Consider the following 18947-nt stretch of genomic DNA (forward strand, 5'->3'; position numbering starts at 1 on the left):
ATTTGGAGAATCAACATGAAAGTAGTTGCAACATCCCGCACAGAGCAGGGTTCCGGAGCGAGCCGCCGCCTGCGTCGTGCTGGCCAGGTACCTGGCATTGTTTATGGCGCAAATCAGGAAGCTCAGGCTGTGTCAATTGAACACAACCCCCTGTGGCACGCAATTCAAAAGGAAAAATTCCACTCCAGTATTCTGGATCTGGAAATCGACGGCAAGTCACAGCAAGTATTGCTGCGCGACTTCCAGTCACACCCTTACAAGCCACAGTTGCTACACATCGATTTCCAGCGCATCGACGGCAACCAGAAGATCCACATGAATGTGCCTTTGCACTATTCAGGTCACCTGGAAAGCCCAGCAGTCAAGCTGTATGCCGGTCAGGTTACCTTCGTGGCCAACCAGATCGAAATCGAATGCTTGCCCAAAGACCTGCCAGAATTTATCGCAGTCGATTGCAGCGTATTGGACGTCACCAAGCGCTCAATCCACGTGACTGATCTGCAGTTCCCTGAAGGTGTAAGCATCCCCAACCACGGTCAGCAAGACCTGTCGCTGGTTACAGTGAAAATCAAGGCTGGTGCTGCCAAGGGCGGCGACGAGTAAACCCTCGAAGTCCATTTAGTACCGGAAAAGCCGCTGCACTGAAGTTCAGCGGCTTTTTTTATGGGCACAATGTGGGCTCATTTATCAATCAAGCGCAAAACCCGAAGTGAACAACACACCCAATTTCGATGAATTGCCATTGGGCGATCAAATCAAACAAGTGATCGCACAACTGCCCACAAGCACGGTCAGCCTTGGTGAAATTCTAGACCTGGTGGGCCGCGACGGCATGCTTCTATTGGTGGCATTTCTCACGCTAGTGTTTATGGTGCCAGTATCAATTCCGGGGGTCAGCACCATTTTTGGCGCAGCCATTTTGTTGATTGGCATCAGCAGAATTTTCGGTCGAACTTTGTGGTTACCCAAGCGCTTCAAAGAACGCGCCCTACCCGCCGACAAACTGCGCACTGCGCTTGAAAAAGGCCTGGTGTGGATTCCTCGTCTTGAAAAAATCAGCAAACCCCACCGCATGGCTTGGCTAACCACAGGCCGAGGCATGAACATCATCAACGATGGCGGTTTGATTCTGGGCGCCGTGTTACTGATGGCACCCTTTGGCTTCATTCCGTTCTCCAACACCGTGCCGGGCGTTGCCCTGCTGTTTCTTGCCGTGGGCCTGATTCAACGCGACGGTACAGCTGTGCTGTTGGGGCATTTGGCCAATGTGGCCTCAATTGTGTACTTCGGCGTGCTAATTGGTGGCGGCGGCATGATGATTCAAAACATGTTGCAAAACTGAGCTTGCAAGTTAATCTACTGGCACCTCGGTTTTATCCACCACCCTGCGCAGCACAAAACTGGTGTGCACCCCGGTTACACCTTTAATGCGGGTAATTTTGTTCAACAGCAAATTCTGGTAACCGTCCATGTCAGCAACAATCACTTTCAACTGGTAATCGGCCTGCTGGCCTGTGATCAACAAGCATTCCTGCACCTCGGGAATTGCTTCAATGGCGCCTTCAAAACTGGCGAAGCGTTCCGGCGTGTGCTGATCCATGGAAATATAAATCAGCGCCATCAGGCTGTACCCCAGTTTTTTCGCATCCACCAAGGCGCGGTAACCAGTGATCAGCCCGGCCTCTTCCAAAGCCTTCACGCGGCGCAAACATGGCGAAGGCGACAAACCAATGGCATCGGCCAGGTCTTGGTTGCTCATTCGCCCATCGGCCTGCAACAGGGTCAAAATTCGTTTGTCATAGCGGTCAAGTTCCTGCATTTCGTTTTTAATGCCTCTAAGTAAGCTATTTTTGCAATTATCTGCCAATTAATAACATTTTCCAGGCAATAAACGCAATCATATTTCACAGCTTAAAGCCTACACTGTTTTTCATCGATTCAAGTTTCAGGCCTAAGCAGCATGTTGAAGAACCCCGCCACCAAATATCGCCCCGCTTACAAAGTGGACCTGCCCGACAGAACATGGCCCAACAAGGCCATCGAGAATGCGCCAATCTGGTTAAGCACCGATTTGCGCGACGGCAACCAAGCGATTTTTGAACCCATGAGTGTGGCCACCAAACTGGACTTCTTCAAGGAATTGGTGCGCATCGGCTTCAAGGAAATCGAGGTGGGCTTTCCCGCCGCCTCGCAGATCGACTTCGACGTGGTTCGGCATTTGATCAACAACAATTTGATTCCGAACGATGTTACCCCCATGGTCATGACCCAGGCTCGTGATGATCTTATCGAGCGAACAGTGGAATCGGTGATTGGTGCCAAAAGCGCCATCATCCACATCTACAACTCCACCGCACCCGTGTGGAGAAATACGGTGTTCCGCATGACTGTGCCTGAAGTGATCGACATGGTGAACAAGCGCGTGCAGAAAGTGAAAGAACTCACCGACGCACACCCTGAAACACAGTGGGTTTTGCAGTACTCGCCCGAGTGTTTCAACATGACCGAACTGGATGTGGCTTTGCAGGCTTGCAACACCGCGATTGAAGCGTGGAATGCAGGGCCGAATCGCAAGATCATCATCAACCTGCCCACCACAGTGGAATGGAGCACCCCCAATGTGTTCGCTGACCAAATTGAATGGATGAACAGGCGCCTGAATCGCCGTGAACATGTGGTGCTGTCCGTGCACCCTCACAATGATCGAGGCACTGGCGTGGCCACCGCAGAGCTGGCCATGATGGCTGGCGCGCAACGGGTTGAAGGCTGCCTGTTCGGCAATGGTGAACGCTGTGGCAACGTCGACATCGTGACGCTGGCCTTGAACATGTACACCCAAGGTGTGCACCCGAACCTTGATTTTTCTGACATCAATGCCGTGGCCCGTGTGGTGGAAAGCTGTACACAACTTCCCATTCACCCCCGCCATCCGTATGTGGGCGATTTGGTGTACACCGCGTTTTCGGGTTCGCACCAGGATGCGATCAAGAAAGGTTTCGACATTCAAAAACCTGACGCCATTTGGGAAGTACCTTATTTGCCCATCGACCCGGTCGATGTCGGCCGCACTTACGACAGCGTAATTCGCGTGAACAGCCAGTCGGGCAAAGGTGGCATTGCCTACATTCTGGAACGTGAACATGGCGTGGTCATGCCGCGCCGCATGCAAGTGGAGTTTTCAAGTGTGGTGCAAAAGGTGAGCGACAGCACGGCTGCTGAAATGACATCGCCCGCCCTGTGGGCGCTGTTCGAACAAACCTATTTGCAAAATGATGAAAGTCAGCCGCGCTACATCAGCCACAAAGTTTTTGATACCGAAGGTGGCCAAGGCATTGAGATTACCGTACAGCAACACGGTGAAACCATTCGCCTTGAAGGCGTGGGCAATGGTCCGCTGGATGCCGCGGTGCAAGCCCTCGGTGTGCCCATGGATATTGTAGGGTTCGAGGAACGCAGTGTTGGGCAAGGCGCAAAATCAAAGGCCATGGCGATTATTGAAGTGAGCGTACCCAACATGCCCGGCAGCAAGTTTGGCGTGGGCTTTCACGACAACATCACCACCGCCAGCTTGATGGCGCTGGTCAGTGCATGGCGCAGGGTTGAAGCGCCCATGCCCGTCGAATTGAAATAATCACTGCGATTGTTTGGAATCAGCCGAACTATCAGCGAAAATACAGCCTTGTGATTCACAGGGCTGTTTTTCTTCATGTCCAGCAACACCCCCATCAAGCTGATCGTTGGCCTTGGCAACCCTGGCCCGCAGTATGCAGACACACGCCACAATGCAGGCGTTTGGTATCTGGAAGCGCTTGCACGCAAACACAATGTGTTTTTGCAAAGCGACAAGCGTTTCTTTGGCGACCTGGCGCGCATCAAGTTTGCGGGTGAAGACGTGTGGTTGCTGTTCCCCACCACCTTCATGAACCGCTCTGGTCAGGCTGTTGGCGCTTTGGCAAAATTCTTCAAAATCAAGCCTGAGGAAATTCTGGTGGCGCACGATGAACTGGACTTGCTGCCCGGTCAAATCAAAATGAAAAAAGGTGGCGGCCATGCCGGCCACAACGGGTTGAAAGACATTCATGCCCACATGGGCAGCAACGAATTCTGGCGCGCGCGCATCGGCATTGGCCACCCCCGTAGCCTCAACCTTCAACAAGGCGTCGCCGACTTTGTTTTGCATCGCCCCAGCAGTGATCAACAGCAGGTGATCGACAAATCAATCGATGTGCTGCTGAAACACACCGAGTTAATATTGAAGGGACAAATTGGCCAGGCCACCACGCACATTCACACGGAGTGCGCATGAGAAGCAGCATAAAGATTATTTTGGGCGATCGCGCCAAAGCGCACATTGCCAACAAAGGGCTAAAGCCAGAGGACATTTGTGCCATTCCCGCCGCCGCAGGTGGCCCGAAAGGTTTGATTTTGCAAGGGCTTGATCAGTATTTGTTCAACGACTGGCTGGGCGCAGCGCACTTGGAAAGCCGTGCCGCAAATGGCGTAAAACCATTGCAATTAATTGGTGCATCTATCGGTGCTTGGCGCATGGCAGCGGCTGCCAGCAGCAACCCCGAAGCCACACTCAAGCGACTTGCCCAGCAATATGTTGAAGCGCAAGACTACAGCAAGGGCGTGGACCGCCATGAGATAAGCCGCGTGTGCCAGGCAATGGTGCAAGCCGTGGTGGCCGATGAAGCACAGCATATGGTGAAACCTGTGGGCAAAGAATTGCTGGTGTGGGTGAATAAAGGCTTAACGCCACTGCACCATGCGCAACAGCAGCGCGCCCGCAAGCGTGGTTTTGCAAGCGCAGTGTTGGCCAACAGCGTAAACCGCAACCGCCTTTCCAGTTATTTCGAGCGTTGGGTATTCCAAAGCCCGGGAGCGCACACCGATTGGCTAAAGCAGCCCTTTGATCGTATTCCCACCAGAATCGAAGATCTGGATGCATTGAACATTCACGATGCACTGTTGGCCAGCGGCAGTATTCCATTTGTACTAAACCCGGTGCACAAAATCGCCCAGGCGCTTCGCGAAGACCACCCCGAGGTGAAATACCATGAAGGCCCATTCTGGGATGGCGGGTTGACAGATTATCACCTGGCCCTGCCCTATCACCGGCTGGATGGTTTGGTGCTGTACCCGCACTTCGCCCCCACGGTGACACCCGGTTGGCTGGACAAGTTTTTAAAGCTGCGCAAAGCCAACCCGGATTGGATGAGTAATGTGATTCTGGTGTGCCCTTCGCCAGAATTTGTAAAGCGTTTGCCCGCGAAGAAAATTCCAGACCGCAGTGATTTCAAGCGCTACAACTTTGATCACCGCATTCGCATACCGCTGTGGCAAGCAGCAATTCGAGAAAGTGAACGCATGGCCGACGATTTCTCGAAATGGCTCAACACGCTGAATACCAGGTAAGCAACTCTAGGAGTTTGCCTAGTACAACAATTCCAGAACCATCCAATATATCCCTCATACAGGTCAAGCTTTGCGGGGGGATCCAACTTTTTGTCTAGGGCATACCATTGTTTGACAAATTATTTGCCAAAGGGTGGTGCCATCATGAAGTCTTGGACAATTGCGAGAAAACTTACAGTTTCAATGGCGATTCTAATCGCCCTGTCGGTTTCAATCCTGAGTGTTTTTGCGCTACAACTTAAAGACCAATCCAGCAACACACAGAACGCGATTGAAAACAATGTCGCCCCCTTGATTGACGTGGCCAATGTTCTTAACTTCATTCAACTGGCCAGGGTCAACTTGCGTGATGCACTTTTCGCATCACAAGCAAATGCGCCACAGGAAAAAATCAATGCGTATCGAAGTGCCTATCAGGGTTTGGCCAAGAAAGTAGATGAACTGGTACTCACCCTGGGTAAACGCAAATTGTCCCCCAAGGCCAGCGAGTTTCTCAAGGAAGGCACTGCCGGCTGGGAAGAACTGAAAGTAGTCGTCGGGAAAATTGAGCGCGCGACTTTGGATCGAAACTTTGACCTGGCCATTGAGCTCATGCTGACCGATTGCTACATTGCCGCAAAGAACGCCGTGAGCGGCTTTAATCAGTTTGCTGACCTACAGCAACTGGAACTAGAAGGCACAATTGATCAGGATATCCAGACTACCGACTCATTCACCCTGACAGCCAGTATCATGGCGTTGTTGTCGATCTGTCTTGCTTCAATCATTGCGTTGCGGACCATCACGCACATGCGTAAATCACTTGATCAGGCCATTGAAATCAGTAAAGCAATTGAAAGCGGTGACCTGACTCAGAATATCAGCCATGCGGGAGAAGATGAAACCGGCACGCTTCTGAAGAATCTGAGCAACATGAGCAACGGTCTTCGCGAGACCGTGTCAGCGATGATCAACGGCACACACCAGCTTCAATCCGCCACGGAAATGCTGAACTCGTCGTCCAAGGTGCTCAAACATTCTTCCAGTGAAGTGTCTGAGTCCACCAACAGCACATCCGCTGCGGTGGAACAATTAGGCAGCAGCATGGACTCTGTGTCGCAATCGGCTGGCGAGGTGTTGGGCAATGTGCAGCAAAGCCTTGAACAAACCGAGCAGAGCAAAACAAAAATCACGGTGTTGGTGGATGAAATTGGCAAGGTTGAACATGCCGTACAACACATGTCGACCAGTGTTGGCGCGTTCATCAGCGCCACCCGGAAAATCACCACCATGACCGATGAAATCAAACAGATCGCAGACCAAACCAACTTGCTGGCATTGAATGCTGCAATTGAGGCAGCCCGAGCCGGAGAACAAGGACGCGGATTCGCAGTGGTTGCCGATGAAGTGCGCAAACTCGCTGAAATGAGTTCCTGCTCTGCCGTGAAAATTTCCGAAACCACCGCAGAACTTAATAGCCTGGCCCAAGTAGTGGAAGGCGCGGTGGGCGAAGGGCTTAGCTCGATCACCAGCTCACGCGGATACGCCGACCTTGCTGTACAGGCCATTGTGGAAACAGCGCAGCAGGCGCAAAGATCGCTTTCGGAAGTGAACGAAATTACCAATGGCGTGAATGAGCAAGCCAAGGCGTCCGATCTGGTTTCCAAAAACCTGAATAGAATCGTGGCGCTGATGGCCACTAGCGAGAAAGCACTGAACAAAAACCTGGAAAGCACGCAATCCATTCTGGAAGTTGCCCACCTACTGGAACAGGCTGCAACCAAATTCAGACTTCAAAAGTGAACAGGGTGGGGTGAACAAGGTACAATTCACTCCATTCAATTAAGCACTTAGCGAATTCTCATGACTCTCAAATGCGGCATCGTTGGCCTTCCCAACGTCGGTAAATCCACCCTGTTCAACGCACTCACCAAGGCTGGCATTGCTGCAGAAAACTATCCCTTCTGTACAATCGAACCCAATGTGGGCATGGTCGAGGTACCCGACGCTCGCTTGCAACAGTTGGCCGATATCGTGAAGCCCGAGCGTATTTTACCCGCCACCGTTGAATTTGTGGACATTGCGGGCCTGGTGGCAGGTGCCTCGAAAGGCGAAGGCTTGGGCAACCAGTTTCTGGCCCACATTCGCGAAACCGATGCCATTGTGAACGTGGTTCGCTGTTTTGAAGACGACAATGTCATTCACGTCAATGGCCGAGTTGACCCGCTCTCCGACATTGAAACCATTGAAACCGAATTGTGTTTGGCTGACATGGGCACCGTTGAAAAGGCAGTGCACCGCTATGCCAAACAGGCGCGCGCAAATGACAAAGAAGCAGCAAAAATTCTGGCCATTTTGCAGCGTTGTGAGGCGCAACTGAACGAAGCCAAACCCGTGCGTGCATTGGGCCTGGATGCAGAAGAACTGTTTGCAATCAAAAGCTTTGGCTTGATCACTGCGAAGCCGGCCATGTACGTGGCCAACGTGGCCGAAACTGGTTTCGAGAACAACCCGTTCCTTGAGCGTTTGCAGGAATACGCAGCCAAGCAGAATGCCCCGGTGGTTGCCGTATGCGCCGCCATTGAAGCTGAAATTGCCGACCTGGAAGACGCCGACAAAATGGAATTTTTGGCCGACATGGGAATGACCGAGCCTGGACTGAACCGCGTGATTCGTGCGGGCTTCAAATTGCTGGGCCTGCAAACCTACTTCACCGCAGGCCCAAAGGAAGTGCGTGCGTGGACCATTCACATCGGAGACACCGCGCCCAAAGCAGCTGGCGTCATTCATACCGATTTTGAGCGCGGTTTTATTCGTGCCCAAACCATCGCGTTCGACGACTACATTCACTTCAAGGGCGAAAACGGTGCCAAGGAAGCCGGCAAAATGCGCGCGGAAGGCAAAGAGTATGTGGTGAAAGACGGCGACGTGCTGAACTTCCTGTTCAATGTTTAAACAAGCTGCGAGCTTGGTTTAAAACGAAGGCCCTTCGGGGCCTTGTTTTTTGCTTGTCGCCTTTTTGTGCTACGGTAATACCAGTATTCACTCGCAGTACCCCACCATGTCCAAAGCCCTGAAGTGGTCCATTCTCGCGCTTGTCATCTTTGTTGTCGGGGCCATACTGGCCCATGGCATTGTAGTGCCGCGCTTCATCTGGGAATCCAAACTGAACAGTGTTCGCAATCAGTACCCCGACCAGCGTATTGATGTAAAACGCGTGGTGTTTGCGCTTTCCCTGAAACCTCAATTGATCATTTCTGAAATAGAAGTGGATGACCCAATCCGCAAGGAAAACCTGCAACTGGCCTTGATCAAACTGGGCATGAACGCCTTCGAGTCGATCAAGCAAAGCCGAATTCAAGTTGAGTCTCTGACCATCAAAGGCCTGGCGGCTCGGGCCGAGAAAGAAGCCGACTGCAGCCAACCCAGCTTGAACTGCACACCCGTGCTGCCAGTGGCGCTGGCCGCACGGGCCTGGCAAAGTACACAAGTGGCCAACCCCGGTTTTTTTACGCCTGAACTTGCTTTGAATTCACTGGAACTTGAACAGGCACAGTTCACGGTGAACAACACTGAAGCCCAACAAGAGCTGAGCGGCAAACTGGAGCAGTTCAAGTTTAAAGTGGGCAACAGCACTCCAGACAATCAGTTCAACCTGGGTTGGCGCCTGGGTATCAAAACCCTGCAGGAAAACAAGCAACTGTACATCGCCATGAATGCGCAAACCGAAGCGGGCCCCATGCGCGAAGTTTCACTCAAACAATTGAAAGTAGACATTGACGGCCAATGGAACGGTTTTCCGTGGACCGGCACTGCCGAGCAAGACCTGCTGGTGTTGCGCCTTGCGCAGACCAACAACGGTGAAGGTGCGCCTTTTATCAAGTTGCATGGTGAAAACCTTCGCACCTATGTGCGTCGAGATGACTTGCCTGAAACACACCAGGCCGCATTTTCTGCCCAACAATTTGAGGGTGGCCTGCCCGTGCAAAACTGGACCCTGAACAAAGCCGAATGGACCTACACCCACGAGGATGCCCAAGCCTGGACCTTCAACATGAACTACATGGCGTCGGAAGGTTTGCTTGAATTACAACCCGAAACCATAAAAGGCAGCGAAGGCATTCCCGCTGAAGCACAGGTGCGTGAATTGAATTGCGATACAGATGAAACTGCAATTCGGGAAGACAAACCCTACTGGGCTTGGCAAGATGGCTGGTTCAGGGTACTGAACCAACACCCGCTGGAAAAATCAAGCCTGGTGTTGTGCCCGGTATTGGCCAATAAACCCTAACCAGCAGCCATCGCCAAGTACTGTAAGGCCTTAATTTTGAGTGGTTTGGGTTTCTGCAATACGTCACGCTGAATGTCAAACACAACCGACTTCAATAAATCTGTTGTGTTCAGTTCGCTTTCACTCTCAAGACGTTGGAGCTCAACTTTCAGCTTTTCTGGCACTTTCATCGAAAGTCGCCTACGAGGAATCTTCACCGTATCGATCGTGTAACTCACCAATGAAAGCTTGTGGGCAGACAATAGCCTTTGAATTCCCTTGGGGTCGTGCGCCAAATCATGAATGTAGTAACACAAAAGGTCTTTACGAAAGTCTGGCGTCGAATCAGGCTCAACAGTGAATGCCGCCAAATCAAGCATATCGAGATAAATTGCCGGCAATCGAACTTCAATCGATCTCAGCGCTTTTCTTCGTGATTCTGAAATGGCGGGCGTTGATTGGGCTGGGATTGATACAACATGATCGCATTGGTCACACACACCCACCAAAATATCATGTGCGAATCCTTTTTTGTCGCTGAACGGAACATCCCTTCGCTTAAAGGTTAGCGAAACCATTTTTCTACAATGATTGCAAATGGCTCGACTTTGATCTCCATCGATGAAAAGTTTCATATGTGTTCCTGAATTTATTTATGAACGCTGATAAACCAGGCATCAGGGTCCACAAAATAAAACTTGATGTACCAATTTTTAACTTTAATCACATGCACCGTGATCTCCTTGACCACATGGTGAGGCGATTCCGTGTGCATACTTCCATCGCTACTGGCAATCAGTGTCGCGACTTCGATCGCCGAAACCTTACCGAGAGCAAGCAAATTCTTCACATCAATATCGCCACGAGACTCATGCTGATAATTTCCGTTCCGTAGCGCACGCAAGATTTCTTTTTTTGCTGATCTATAACCCACAGGCACGCTTAATGTACGACATATTTCGTACAAAGTCCAATTCAATAAAGGGTGAATTATAGAAAAAAGGAATTAAGCTGCAGGAACCTTGTTTGAAGAAACTGAATGCAGGGTTGCTTCTGGAATGAACTGTCAACAACCTTCGGTTGGGGCTGGTTTGGATGCCACCGCAGAATCGCCTTCCACAGAACCAGCAGGTAAATAGGGTGTTTTGTCAGGGTGCAGTTTGAAAAACTTGCCCAGCAATTGCTGCCGGGTGTCTGGGTGGGCCGGGTCTTTGGGAATGCATTCAACCGGGCACACCACCACGCATTGTGGCTCGTCGAAATGCCCCACGCACTCGGTGCACTTGCCAGGGTCTATTTCATAAATTTCTTCACCCATGCTGATCGCGCCGTTCGGGCACTCGGGCTCGCACACGTCGCAATTGATGCACTCATCGGTGATGATTAAAGCCATACGCTCACTTTACTTGTTGATCACCTGCGGCGGGGTCAGCCCCAGCTTCTGGTTCAACCAATGTTCAACGGATGGAAACACAAATTTACTGACATCGCCTCCCAGCGAAGCTATTTCACGCACGATAGTGCCGGAGATAAACTGGTACTGGTCCGATGGCGTCAGGAACATGGTTTCTACATCGGGCAGCAAATAGCGGTTCATGCCCGCCATTTGAAACTCGTACTCAAAATCGCTTACCGCTCGCAAGCCGCGAATAATCACATTAGCGTTGTTGTCGCGCACAAAGTCTTTGAGCAAACCGCGAAAACCCTTCACTTCGACATTGGGATAGTGGCTTAGCACTTCACGTGCAATTTGCACACGCTCGTCCATTGAAAAGAAAGGCTTCTTGTTGGGGCTGTCGGCCACACCCACGACCAGCTTGTCAAAAATCTTCGCGCCGCGGCGCACCAAATCTTCATGACCACGGGTTAACGGGTCAAATGTTCCGGGATATACAGCAATGCGCATCGCTGATCTCCATATCAAAGGGTTTTATTCGCGTGATACTGCTCTATCCCCGCTTTGTATCACACAGCAGGCAGGGCAAACAAATGGGCATGCACTTGGCCTGCTTTTAAATGTCGCAAAGCATCAATTTCTTGAACATTCAACGCCTTGCACAGCATGGCCTCGTCAGCCAGCAGGTTTTCGTGCCATTCGGCATATACCAACCCCTCTGGTTTCAACACTGCTTTGATCAGCGGCAGGGTGGCCAGCATCAAATCGCTTCGAAAAGGGGGGTCTAGCGCGACCAAGTCGAATTGCTTGCCCCCACCGGCCAGGCGTTTCAGGCAGGCAAGCACATCACTGGCTTCAATTTGAATGGAAGGCGGGATGCCCTCTGCGGCTGGCCATTTCGACAACAGGTAGGCTTTATTCTGCTGCAACTGGGCGACCACTTGGCGGTTTTGCTCCACCAGTACTACGTGGCTTGCCCCGCGCGAAGCCGCCTCGAACCCTAAAGCACCCGTGCCTGCGTACAAGTCGAGCACTTGCATACCTGTACAGTCTTGCCCCAACCAGTTGAACACCGTTTCCCGCACCCGGTCCGGCGTTGGCCTTAGGCCCTCGACCGGCGCGATCGGCAGCAGGTGTCGGCGCCACACCCCACCGATGATTCGGAGCTTATTGGCCTGATTATTCGACGTATTTACTCAACCTTTCCGCCCACCACCACGGTCACCAACTTGTCCGCTTTCACATGCTTGGCAAAGGCCTCGCGCGCGCTTTGAACAGTCACCTTCTCAATCTCGGCAGTCCAGTTGTCTAGGTAATCCAAGGGCATATTGTGCAAGCCCATCATGGAGATATTGCCCAGCAATTTGCCATTGCTGTCGATTCGCAAGGGAAAGCCACCAATCAGGTTTTGTTTGGCGGCATTCAATTCCGCTTGTGTGGGGCCCTTCTCGATAAAGTCCAGAATGGTTTTCCGCATTATTTGCACGGCTTGTGCAGTGGACTCTTTCTTGGTTTGCACGCCTGCCTGGAATGGGCCTGCATCGCCTGCTGGCATAAAGTAAGAATAGGCACTATACGCCAAGCCACGCTTCTCACGAATTTCGTTCATCAAACGCGACACAAAACCACCGCCACCCAACACATGGTTGGCCACCAGCAAATCAAAGTAATCCGGTGCGCCACGGCGCATGGCGGGCAAGCCCATCAAGATATGGCTTTGCGCAGCCGGGTGGTCAATTTGAATGGTCTGGCCTTTCATGGCCGCCTGCAATTCTTGATAGTCGACACCTCCCAAGAAGTTGCCTTGTAGTTCACCTTTCGGCAAGCCAGCGGTCAACTCGTTGGCAAGTTTCTCGGCTTGTGCGCGGGTAATATTGCCCACCAGCGAAACCACTGCCTTGTTACCCAGGTAGCGGGTTTTGTAAAACTGCTCCACATCGGCCAGGGTAATCGCTTTCAGGCTGGCTTCCGTGGTGTGTTTGCCGTAAGGGTGATTCGGGTACAGCGCTGTGGCAAATGCCCGGTCGGCCAAGGTGTCGGGTTTGGTCAAAGCCTCTTTCAGGCCAGCCACACTGCGTGCAGTTTCACGCGCCAGAATGTCGGCATTGAACACCGGCTTTTGCAGTACGGTTTTCATCAAGGAAATTGCTTTTGAGAACTCGGGCTCGGAGGTCAGTGTGCGCAATTGCACCCCGGCAGAATCGCTGCTGGCACCGCCGGAAAACTGAGCACCCGTGTCGGCAAAACCGTCCGCAATGTCATTCTCGGAAAGGCCTTCTGCACCCCGACCAATCATGTCGCCGGTGGCGCTGGCCAGGCCTTCTTTGCCCTTGGGGTCAGCGCGGCTGCCCGCGGGGAAGTCCACACGCACATCCAGCATGGGTAACGCTTCCGCGCGCATAAACATCACTTTCGCACCGCTGGCCGCAGTCCAGCTTTCAATCGGCAATGCGGCATTGGCAGGCGCTGCAAACACGGCAGCTGCGGTGGCACCTGCGGCAAACAAGCCGCGAATGAATACTTTGTTCTTGCTACTCAACATGGTTGTAAATCCCTGCATAACTTGTTGGTGCTCAATTGATTACTCAGTTGCTTAATGAGTCAAACCCTTGGGCGGCGCATCTTTCTTGTTGGGGTCAACGGGCAGCGGGAATAATGTGCCCACTGTTAGCTGATCTTGATCAAAAAATTTCTGCGCGGCGTACTGCACTTCCTGAGCGGTCACGGTTTTGATTTGTTCAATCATCCGGTCAATATCGCCCACCTCAAAACCAATGGTCACATTCTGGCCAATTTCAACCGCCTGCCCGTACACGGAATCGCGCTTGTACACCTGGCTGGCAATCAGCTGTGCTTTCACGCGGGCCAGTTCAGCTTCGCTTACGCCCTCATCAGCCACCTTCTTCACCTGCGCCAACAAGGCTTTTTCCAAAGCCTCTACGGTTTGGCCCGCCGCTGGCGAACCATCCAGATAAAACAGCGATGGGCCACGGCCAGTCATGTCGTAACTGGCACCCGCCTGCAAAGCCACTTTCTGGTTTTGTACCAGCTCGCGATTCAAACGTGCACCGGAATAACCATCCAGCACAGCACTCAACACGGCCAGTGAATACGCATCACGGTCTTTCAGTACATTTTCCAGCTTCGGCACTTTGAACCCCATGATCAGATACGGGTTCTCGGCCGGTGCCTTCACTTGTACACGGCGTATGCCCTCTTGCTTGGGCTCTTCTTGCGGCTTGCGCTCTTCCAGCTTCTTGGGTTTTACCTTGCCATAGGTTTTTTCAGCCATGGCTTTTACCTGCGCGGGTTGCACATCGCCCACCACCACCAGCACCGCATTTTGCGGTGTGTACCAAGTGTCATACCACTTGCGCGCATCCTTGTAGGTCATGGCTTCAAGGTCGCTCATCCAGCCAATTACCGGTGTGCGCGTGGGGTTGGCCTGAAAAGCCGTGGCCATGAATGCCTCGTAAAGCTTGCCTGTGGCCTGGTCGTCGGTGCGGTAACGGCGTTCTTCCATCACCACCTTGATTTCTTTCTCAAACTCGCTTTCGCTGAGAATAAGATTGGCCATGCGGTCAGCTTCAAGCGCCATCACTTTGCTCAAGTCTTTGGCCTGAAGCTGCTGAAAATAAGCGGTGTAGTCACGGCTGGTGAACGCATTGTCGCGCCCACCCAGGGCAGCCACGATCTCGGAAAACTCACCCACTTTCAGGGTTTTGGTTTCTTTGAACATCATGTGCTCAAGCACGTGGGCCACACCGGTGGTGCCGTTGTACTCGTCTATCGAACCGGCCTTGTACCACACCATGTGCGCCACGGTGGGCGAACGGTGGTCTTCCTTCACCACCACACGCAAGCCGTTGTTCAGTTTGTATTCAGTCACATCGCCATCAGCGGCATTCGCCGCGTTGACCATCAGCAATTGAGCACTTGCAATCAGCAAAACGCCAGCAGCCAGTGCCGCCCAACGCCTATTCAGTTGAAAACCTGTTTTTATCATTCAAGACACCTTTTACAGCAAACGTCCGTTTTAACCTCAATGGTAGAATAAGTCATTCAACATCTCGCTGTGTGACAGTCGTTCACACCGCTTAGTTTCCTCAATTGGAGTTTTACATGCAGATTCCTGGGCAGAGACAGGACTGGCTTGGTCGTTTGAAATCGGGTTTGACCAAAACCCGTTCCGGCCTTACCTCCATGTTCACCGGCGAAAAGGTCGATGAAGCCTTTTTCGAAGAAATGGAAGAACGCCTGCTGCTGGCCGATTGCGGCTTGCCCGCCACCGAACTGCTGATGCAGAAGGTGCGCGACACGGTGTACCAGAAAGGCCTTACCCGGCCTGAAGACGTGCGCCTGGTGCTGCGCGACTCAGTGTTCGATCTGCTGCGCCCCTTGGAAACCAGCATGGGCGTAGACCGTGCCCGCCCCTTGGTCATGATGGTGGTGGGTGTAAACGGCGCGGGCAAAACTACCAGCATCGGCAAACTGGCCAACCACTATGCTGAAATTGGTTATTCCGTTCTGTTGGCCGCTGGCGACACGTTTCGAGCAGCAGCCCGAGAACAACTGGATGTGTGGGCCCAGCGCAGCAATGTGGATGTCATTTCCGCAGAGGGCAGCGACCCCGGCGCCGTGGCATTCGACTCAGTACAGGCTGGTATTTCACGAAACAAACACATTGTGATTTGCGATACCGCAGGCCGCCTGCCCACGCAACTTCACCTCATGGAAGAGCTGAAAAAAATCAAGAAAGTGTTGGGCAAAGCCAAGATGGACGCACCCCATGAAATTGTGCTGGTCGTAGATGCCACCAACGGCCAGAACGCCCTGCAGCAAATCAAGGCCTTTAATGATGCACTTACACTGACGGCACTTGTGGTCACCAAGCTGGACGGCACTGCCAAAGGCGGTATTCTGGCTGCCATGAGCATGAGCACCCGCGTGCCCGTGGCCTTTATTGGTGTAGGTGAAAAAATGGGCGACCTGCGCCCTTTCAGCCCCCGCGAATTTGCCAACGCCTTGGTTGGAATCGACACTGACGGAAACCAAACCGCATGATCCAATTTAAAAACGTCACCTTGAAGTACGGCACCCACGCCGCCTTGAAGGGCGTGAATTTTCAGTTGCCCAAGGGCTCATTTACCCTGCTTGAAGGCCATTCCGGCGCGGGTAAAAGCTCCATATTGCGATTGCTGGCCACGTTTGAACAACCCAGCAGCGGGGACATTCTGGTGGGCAAAAGCTCGATTGCGCGCCTGAACCGGCGCGAACGCGCACACTACCGCCGCAATGTGGGCTACACCGGCATGGACGTTGAACTGCTGCACAACCGCAGCTGCTTTGACAACGTAGCCCTGCCCCTGCGTGTGGTGGGGCTTTCCGAGACCGATATTCAAAGCCGCGTCAAGGCTGCATTGGCCCGCGTAGGCTTAAGCCACACCGACCGCATGCTGCCCAGCGAATTGTCTGGTGGGCAACAATTGCGTTTGCAAATTGCACGCGCAGTGGTGAACCGCCCTGCCCTGGTATTGGCCGATGAACCCACTGCCCAGCTTGATGATGAATCGGCCGCACGCGTGGTGGGCTTGCTGGAGGAATTCAACCGCGCGGGCGTGACCATTATTGTGGCCACGCATGAAGCACACCGTTTTAACCGAGTAACACATCGTTTGAAACTGGGCGAGGGCGCGGTGCTGCCAGCACCCGCCGATTTGTCGCACAACGGTGGCCGCGAGGCAGGCGTGCAAACTTTTTCCAAAGACTTTTTGAACAAGGCCTACGGGGCTTGATCCACTTTTAAGAGACAACACATGCGTTGGTTACGTTTGCAGTGGTTTTCAATTTCTGCCGGTTTAAAACTGTGGCTTGATGAACCGCTTGGCCACCTGTTCAACGCCCTGGTACTTGCCATTGCATTGGCCATGCCCTGGACCATTGCACAGGGGCTAAGCGCGATTGTGCCCAGCATGGACCGTTGGGTGGGCGACCCTGAAATCAGCTTGTACTTCAAACCGGATGCCACACTTGATTCCGTAAAAAGTGCAGCCGCACAACTGAAGCGCGATTTCGATTTGGACAGCGTGAATATCGTCACGCCGGAGCAGGCCATGGAACGTTTGCGCACACAAAGCCAAACGCCCGATTTGGCCGAAGCCTTGCCTGAAAACCCCCTGCCCTACACCGTGGTGGTGGTGCTTGAAGTGGACGCCACCACCGACACCCAAGCCATCGAAAACAAAATTGCGCAGTGGCAAAATTTCACCGGTGTTGAACATGTGCAGTACGACGCGCAGTGGGTTCGCCGCCTTCAATCGGTATTGAACGGCACACAAATTATTGCCATGGCTTTGGCGGTGTTAATTGCAGGCATGGTGCTGGTGGTGACCTTCAACACTGTGCGCTTGCAGCTGATTCGCAACCAGGCTGAAGTGCATGTATTGAAATCGCTGGGTGCCACCGACACCGAAGTGGGCCGCCCCACCCTGTGGTGGTCAGTCAGCCTGGCGCTGGTTGCGTTTGGTTTGGCTTATGCCGTGGTAAGCGGTGCAATGGGCCTGGCCGACGATGCCGCCGGCACCTTCATTCGTGAATTTGATCGCGACTTTCGCTTCGAGCAACCCAGCGGCATTACCGCGCTGGGGCTGATTCTGGTGTGGGTGGTGCTGGTGATGGTGGGCGCCTGGGCTTCCGTGAAAAGCACAGTGCTGCGCATTCATTGATTCAACAATCTTCGCTCAGTAATTGAGCACAAAATTGCGAACACCTTTCGTCCATTCCGGTGGGTTTACGCGGAAGGTGTTCATTAACTTTGTGTTGTCCAACACCGAATAAGCAGGGCGTTGTGCCGCAAAATTCATGTCGGCAGTTTTTACACGTTCAATATTGGGCATGCGCTGAACAACGCCTTGCTTGTGTGCATGTTCAATCGCAAGGCAGGCATAGTCAAACCAGCTTGTTACCCCTGCCGCACTGGCATGAAAAATTTCACCGCTGGGAATTTCAGAGGGAAAGTCGGGCAGAAAAGTGGGGGTCAACTTGCCCATGGTTTTGTAGCGGTGCATGGCCACAACACCAGCCACCGTCAAGCCCAGTTCAGCCAGCCAGTTTGCGGGTGTTGGCGCACCGGTTTGGTCGTCAACCACCTTCAGGGTGTCTCGCTCTTGCGCCAGCTTAATCATGGTTCGGCAAAAGTTATTGCCTCGCTGGCCGTATATCCAACTGGTGCGAAACACCACCCAATTACCGCCCACTTCTTTCAGGTATTTTTCGCCTTCCAGTTTCGATTTTCCGTAAGCGTTTAGCGGGTTGGTGGCATCGGTTTCTGTGTAGGGCTGGCTGGCTTTTCCATCGAATACATAGTCAGTGCTGTAATGCACCAGCGCCACGCCCTGCTTCTTGCATTGCTCGGCCAAAATGCCCACTGCTTTTGCGTTGATGGCGTGTGCGAGTTCAGTTTCGGTTTCTGCTTTTTCTACGTTGGTGTAGGCAGCGGCGTTGATGACTACATCGGGGCGTACGTCTTTCAGTGCATTGATGAGAGTGTCGGGTTTGGCCAGGTCCGCTTTGTCACGGCCGTAGCTGATGCAGGCGTCCATTGTTTCCATCAAGGCGGGCTTGGCATGTTGACCAATGGTGTGGCCCAGTTGGCCTTGTGCGCCAAGCACGAGTACGCGAATTCCCAAAACGAAGTTCTCCTGAAAACTGTTGCGATAGTTTAACCGTATTGATTGCGGGCTTGCTCAACTGCCGGTTTGTTTAATCGAATCGGATTGGGTTCAGCTGTCCCGCAGCTTTTTAACCGCCCACTCGGCTTGGGTTCCGATCTCTTGGCGCTCGTTAATCGCCCAATCGGCTTGGGTTCCGATCTCTCGCCAGAAA

19 protein-coding genes and 1 pseudogene are annotated in these 18947 nt (G+C 52.7%); 11 read left to right on the forward strand and 9 right to left on the reverse strand.

The window, feature by feature from the left end; all coding sequences use genetic code 11:
• Positions 1-15 precede the first annotated feature (15 nt).
• Together PY990_RS03415 and PY990_RS03420 are read left to right on the forward strand one after the other, a co-directional pair.
• Positions 16-603 (forward strand): 50S ribosomal protein L25/general stress protein Ctc, encoded by a 588-nt coding sequence (locus PY990_RS03415; RefSeq protein WP_105027408.1) that lies wholly within the window; start codon positions 16-18, stop codon positions 601-603.
• Between the two features lie 106 nt (positions 604-709).
• Positions 710-1342, forward strand: a complete 633-nt coding sequence (locus PY990_RS03420) for an exopolysaccharide biosynthesis protein (RefSeq protein ID WP_275270402.1) — start codon at positions 710-712, stop codon at positions 1340-1342.
• A gap of 9 nt (positions 1343-1351) precedes the next feature.
• Here the strand turns inward: PY990_RS03420 and PY990_RS03425 are convergent, their stop codons facing one another.
• A complete protein-coding gene (locus PY990_RS03425) occupies positions 1352-1819 on the reverse strand; it encodes an Lrp/AsnC family transcriptional regulator (protein ID WP_275270403.1) in 468 nt (155 codons plus the stop codon).
• A 141-nt stretch (positions 1820-1960) separates the two neighbouring features.
• On the opposite strand from PY990_RS03425, the gene leuA reads away from it, so the two are divergent.
• From leuA to PY990_RS03455, 6 genes are all read left to right on the forward strand, one after another.
• On the forward strand, positions 1961-3631 hold the full coding sequence (gene leuA, locus PY990_RS03430) for a 2-isopropylmalate synthase (protein WP_275270404.1): 1671 nt from the start codon (positions 1961-1963) through the stop codon (positions 3629-3631).
• A 75-nt stretch (positions 3632-3706) separates the two neighbouring features.
• Entirely contained in the window at positions 3707-4306 is a 600-nt protein-coding gene (gene pth / locus PY990_RS03435) for an aminoacyl-tRNA hydrolase (protein WP_275270405.1), read from the forward strand.
• Positions 4303-5418, forward strand: coding sequence for a patatin-like phospholipase family protein (locus tag PY990_RS03440; RefSeq protein ID WP_275270406.1), 1116 nt, complete (start codon positions 4303-4305; stop codon positions 5416-5418). Before pth ends, PY990_RS03440 begins: the two co-directional genes overlap by 4 nt.
• A 183-nt stretch (positions 5419-5601) precedes the next feature.
• Positions 5602-7200, forward strand: a complete 1599-nt coding sequence (locus tag PY990_RS03445; RefSeq protein WP_275270407.1) for a methyl-accepting chemotaxis protein — start codon at positions 5602-5604, stop codon at positions 7198-7200.
• 60 nt (positions 7201-7260) lie between these two features.
• Positions 7261-8352, forward strand: coding sequence for a redox-regulated ATPase YchF (ychF, locus tag PY990_RS03450; protein ID WP_275270408.1), 1092 nt, complete (start codon positions 7261-7263; stop codon positions 8350-8352).
• A gap of 106 nt (positions 8353-8458) precedes the next feature.
• Positions 8459-9688 carry a hypothetical protein gene (locus PY990_RS03455; RefSeq protein ID WP_275270409.1) on the forward strand — a complete coding sequence of 410 codons (1230 nt, stop codon included), beginning with the start codon at positions 8459-8461 and terminating at the stop codon, positions 9686-9688.
• Here PY990_RS03455 and PY990_RS03460 read toward each other — a convergent pair.
• The 7 genes and pseudogenes from PY990_RS03460 to PY990_RS03490 all read right to left on the reverse strand — a co-directional run bounded on the left by PY990_RS03460 (position 9685) and on the right by PY990_RS03490 (position 15069).
• On the reverse strand, positions 9685-10302 hold the full coding sequence (locus PY990_RS03460; protein WP_275270410.1) for a hypothetical protein: 618 nt from the start codon (positions 10300-10302) through the stop codon (positions 9685-9687). The two genes, PY990_RS03455 and PY990_RS03460, sit on opposite strands and share 4 nt — an antisense overlap.
• A gap of 14 nt (positions 10303-10316) precedes the next feature.
• Complete coding sequence (locus tag PY990_RS03465; protein WP_240605626.1) at positions 10317-10601, reverse strand: hypothetical protein; 285 nt, start codon at positions 10599-10601, stop codon at positions 10317-10319.
• Between the two features lie 231 nt (positions 10602-10832).
• Positions 10833-11060, reverse strand: a pseudogene (locus PY990_RS03470) (YfhL family 4Fe-4S dicluster ferredoxin); the annotation flags it as partial.
• Positions 11061-11069: 9 nt separating this feature from the next.
• On the reverse strand, positions 11070-11573 hold the full coding sequence (gene coaD / locus PY990_RS03475; RefSeq protein WP_105027419.1) for a pantetheine-phosphate adenylyltransferase: 504 nt from the start codon (positions 11571-11573) through the stop codon (positions 11070-11072).
• Between the two features lie 59 nt (positions 11574-11632).
• Complete coding sequence (rsmD, locus tag PY990_RS03480) at positions 11633-12211, reverse strand: 16S rRNA (guanine(966)-N(2))-methyltransferase RsmD (protein ID WP_413789493.1); 579 nt, start codon at positions 12209-12211, stop codon at positions 11633-11635.
• A 44-nt stretch (positions 12212-12255) separates the two neighbouring features.
• Positions 12256-13605, reverse strand: a complete 1350-nt coding sequence (locus PY990_RS03485; RefSeq protein ID WP_275270412.1) for a M16 family metallopeptidase — start codon at positions 13603-13605, stop codon at positions 12256-12258.
• Positions 13606-13656: 51 nt separating this feature from the next.
• On the reverse strand, positions 13657-15069 hold the full coding sequence (locus PY990_RS03490; RefSeq protein ID WP_275270413.1) for a M16 family metallopeptidase: 1413 nt from the start codon (positions 15067-15069) through the stop codon (positions 13657-13659).
• Between the two features lie 116 nt (positions 15070-15185).
• Between PY990_RS03490 and ftsY the strand changes: the two genes are divergently transcribed.
• From ftsY to PY990_RS03505, 3 genes are read left to right on the forward strand one after another with little or no spacing between them, the layout of a single operon-like run.
• Positions 15186-16127, forward strand: a complete 942-nt coding sequence (gene ftsY / locus PY990_RS03495) for a signal recognition particle-docking protein FtsY (protein ID WP_171100807.1) — start codon at positions 15186-15188, stop codon at positions 16125-16127.
• The gene (locus tag PY990_RS03500; RefSeq protein WP_008247789.1) at positions 16124-16858 is read left to right on the forward strand and encodes a cell division ATP-binding protein FtsE; all 735 of its coding nucleotides are present in this window, start codon (positions 16124-16126) and stop codon (positions 16856-16858) included. Before ftsY ends, PY990_RS03500 begins: the two co-directional genes overlap by 4 nt.
• A gap of 21 nt (positions 16859-16879) precedes the next feature.
• Positions 16880-17788, forward strand: a complete 909-nt coding sequence (locus tag PY990_RS03505; RefSeq protein WP_275270414.1) for a cell division protein FtsX — start codon at positions 16880-16882, stop codon at positions 17786-17788.
• A gap of 15 nt (positions 17789-17803) precedes the next feature.
• Here PY990_RS03505 and rfbD read toward each other — a convergent pair whose 3' ends face one another.
• The gene (rfbD, locus tag PY990_RS03510) at positions 17804-18751 is read right to left on the reverse strand and encodes a dTDP-4-dehydrorhamnose reductase (RefSeq protein ID WP_275270415.1); all 948 of its coding nucleotides are present in this window, start codon (positions 18749-18751) and stop codon (positions 17804-17806) included.
• Between the last annotated feature and the right edge of the window lie 196 nt (positions 18752-18947).

Origin of the sequence: Limnobacter olei (genome assembly GCF_029087225.1) — a bacterium.
Lineage (GTDB): Bacteria > Pseudomonadota > Gammaproteobacteria > Burkholderiales > Burkholderiaceae_B > Limnobacter > Limnobacter olei.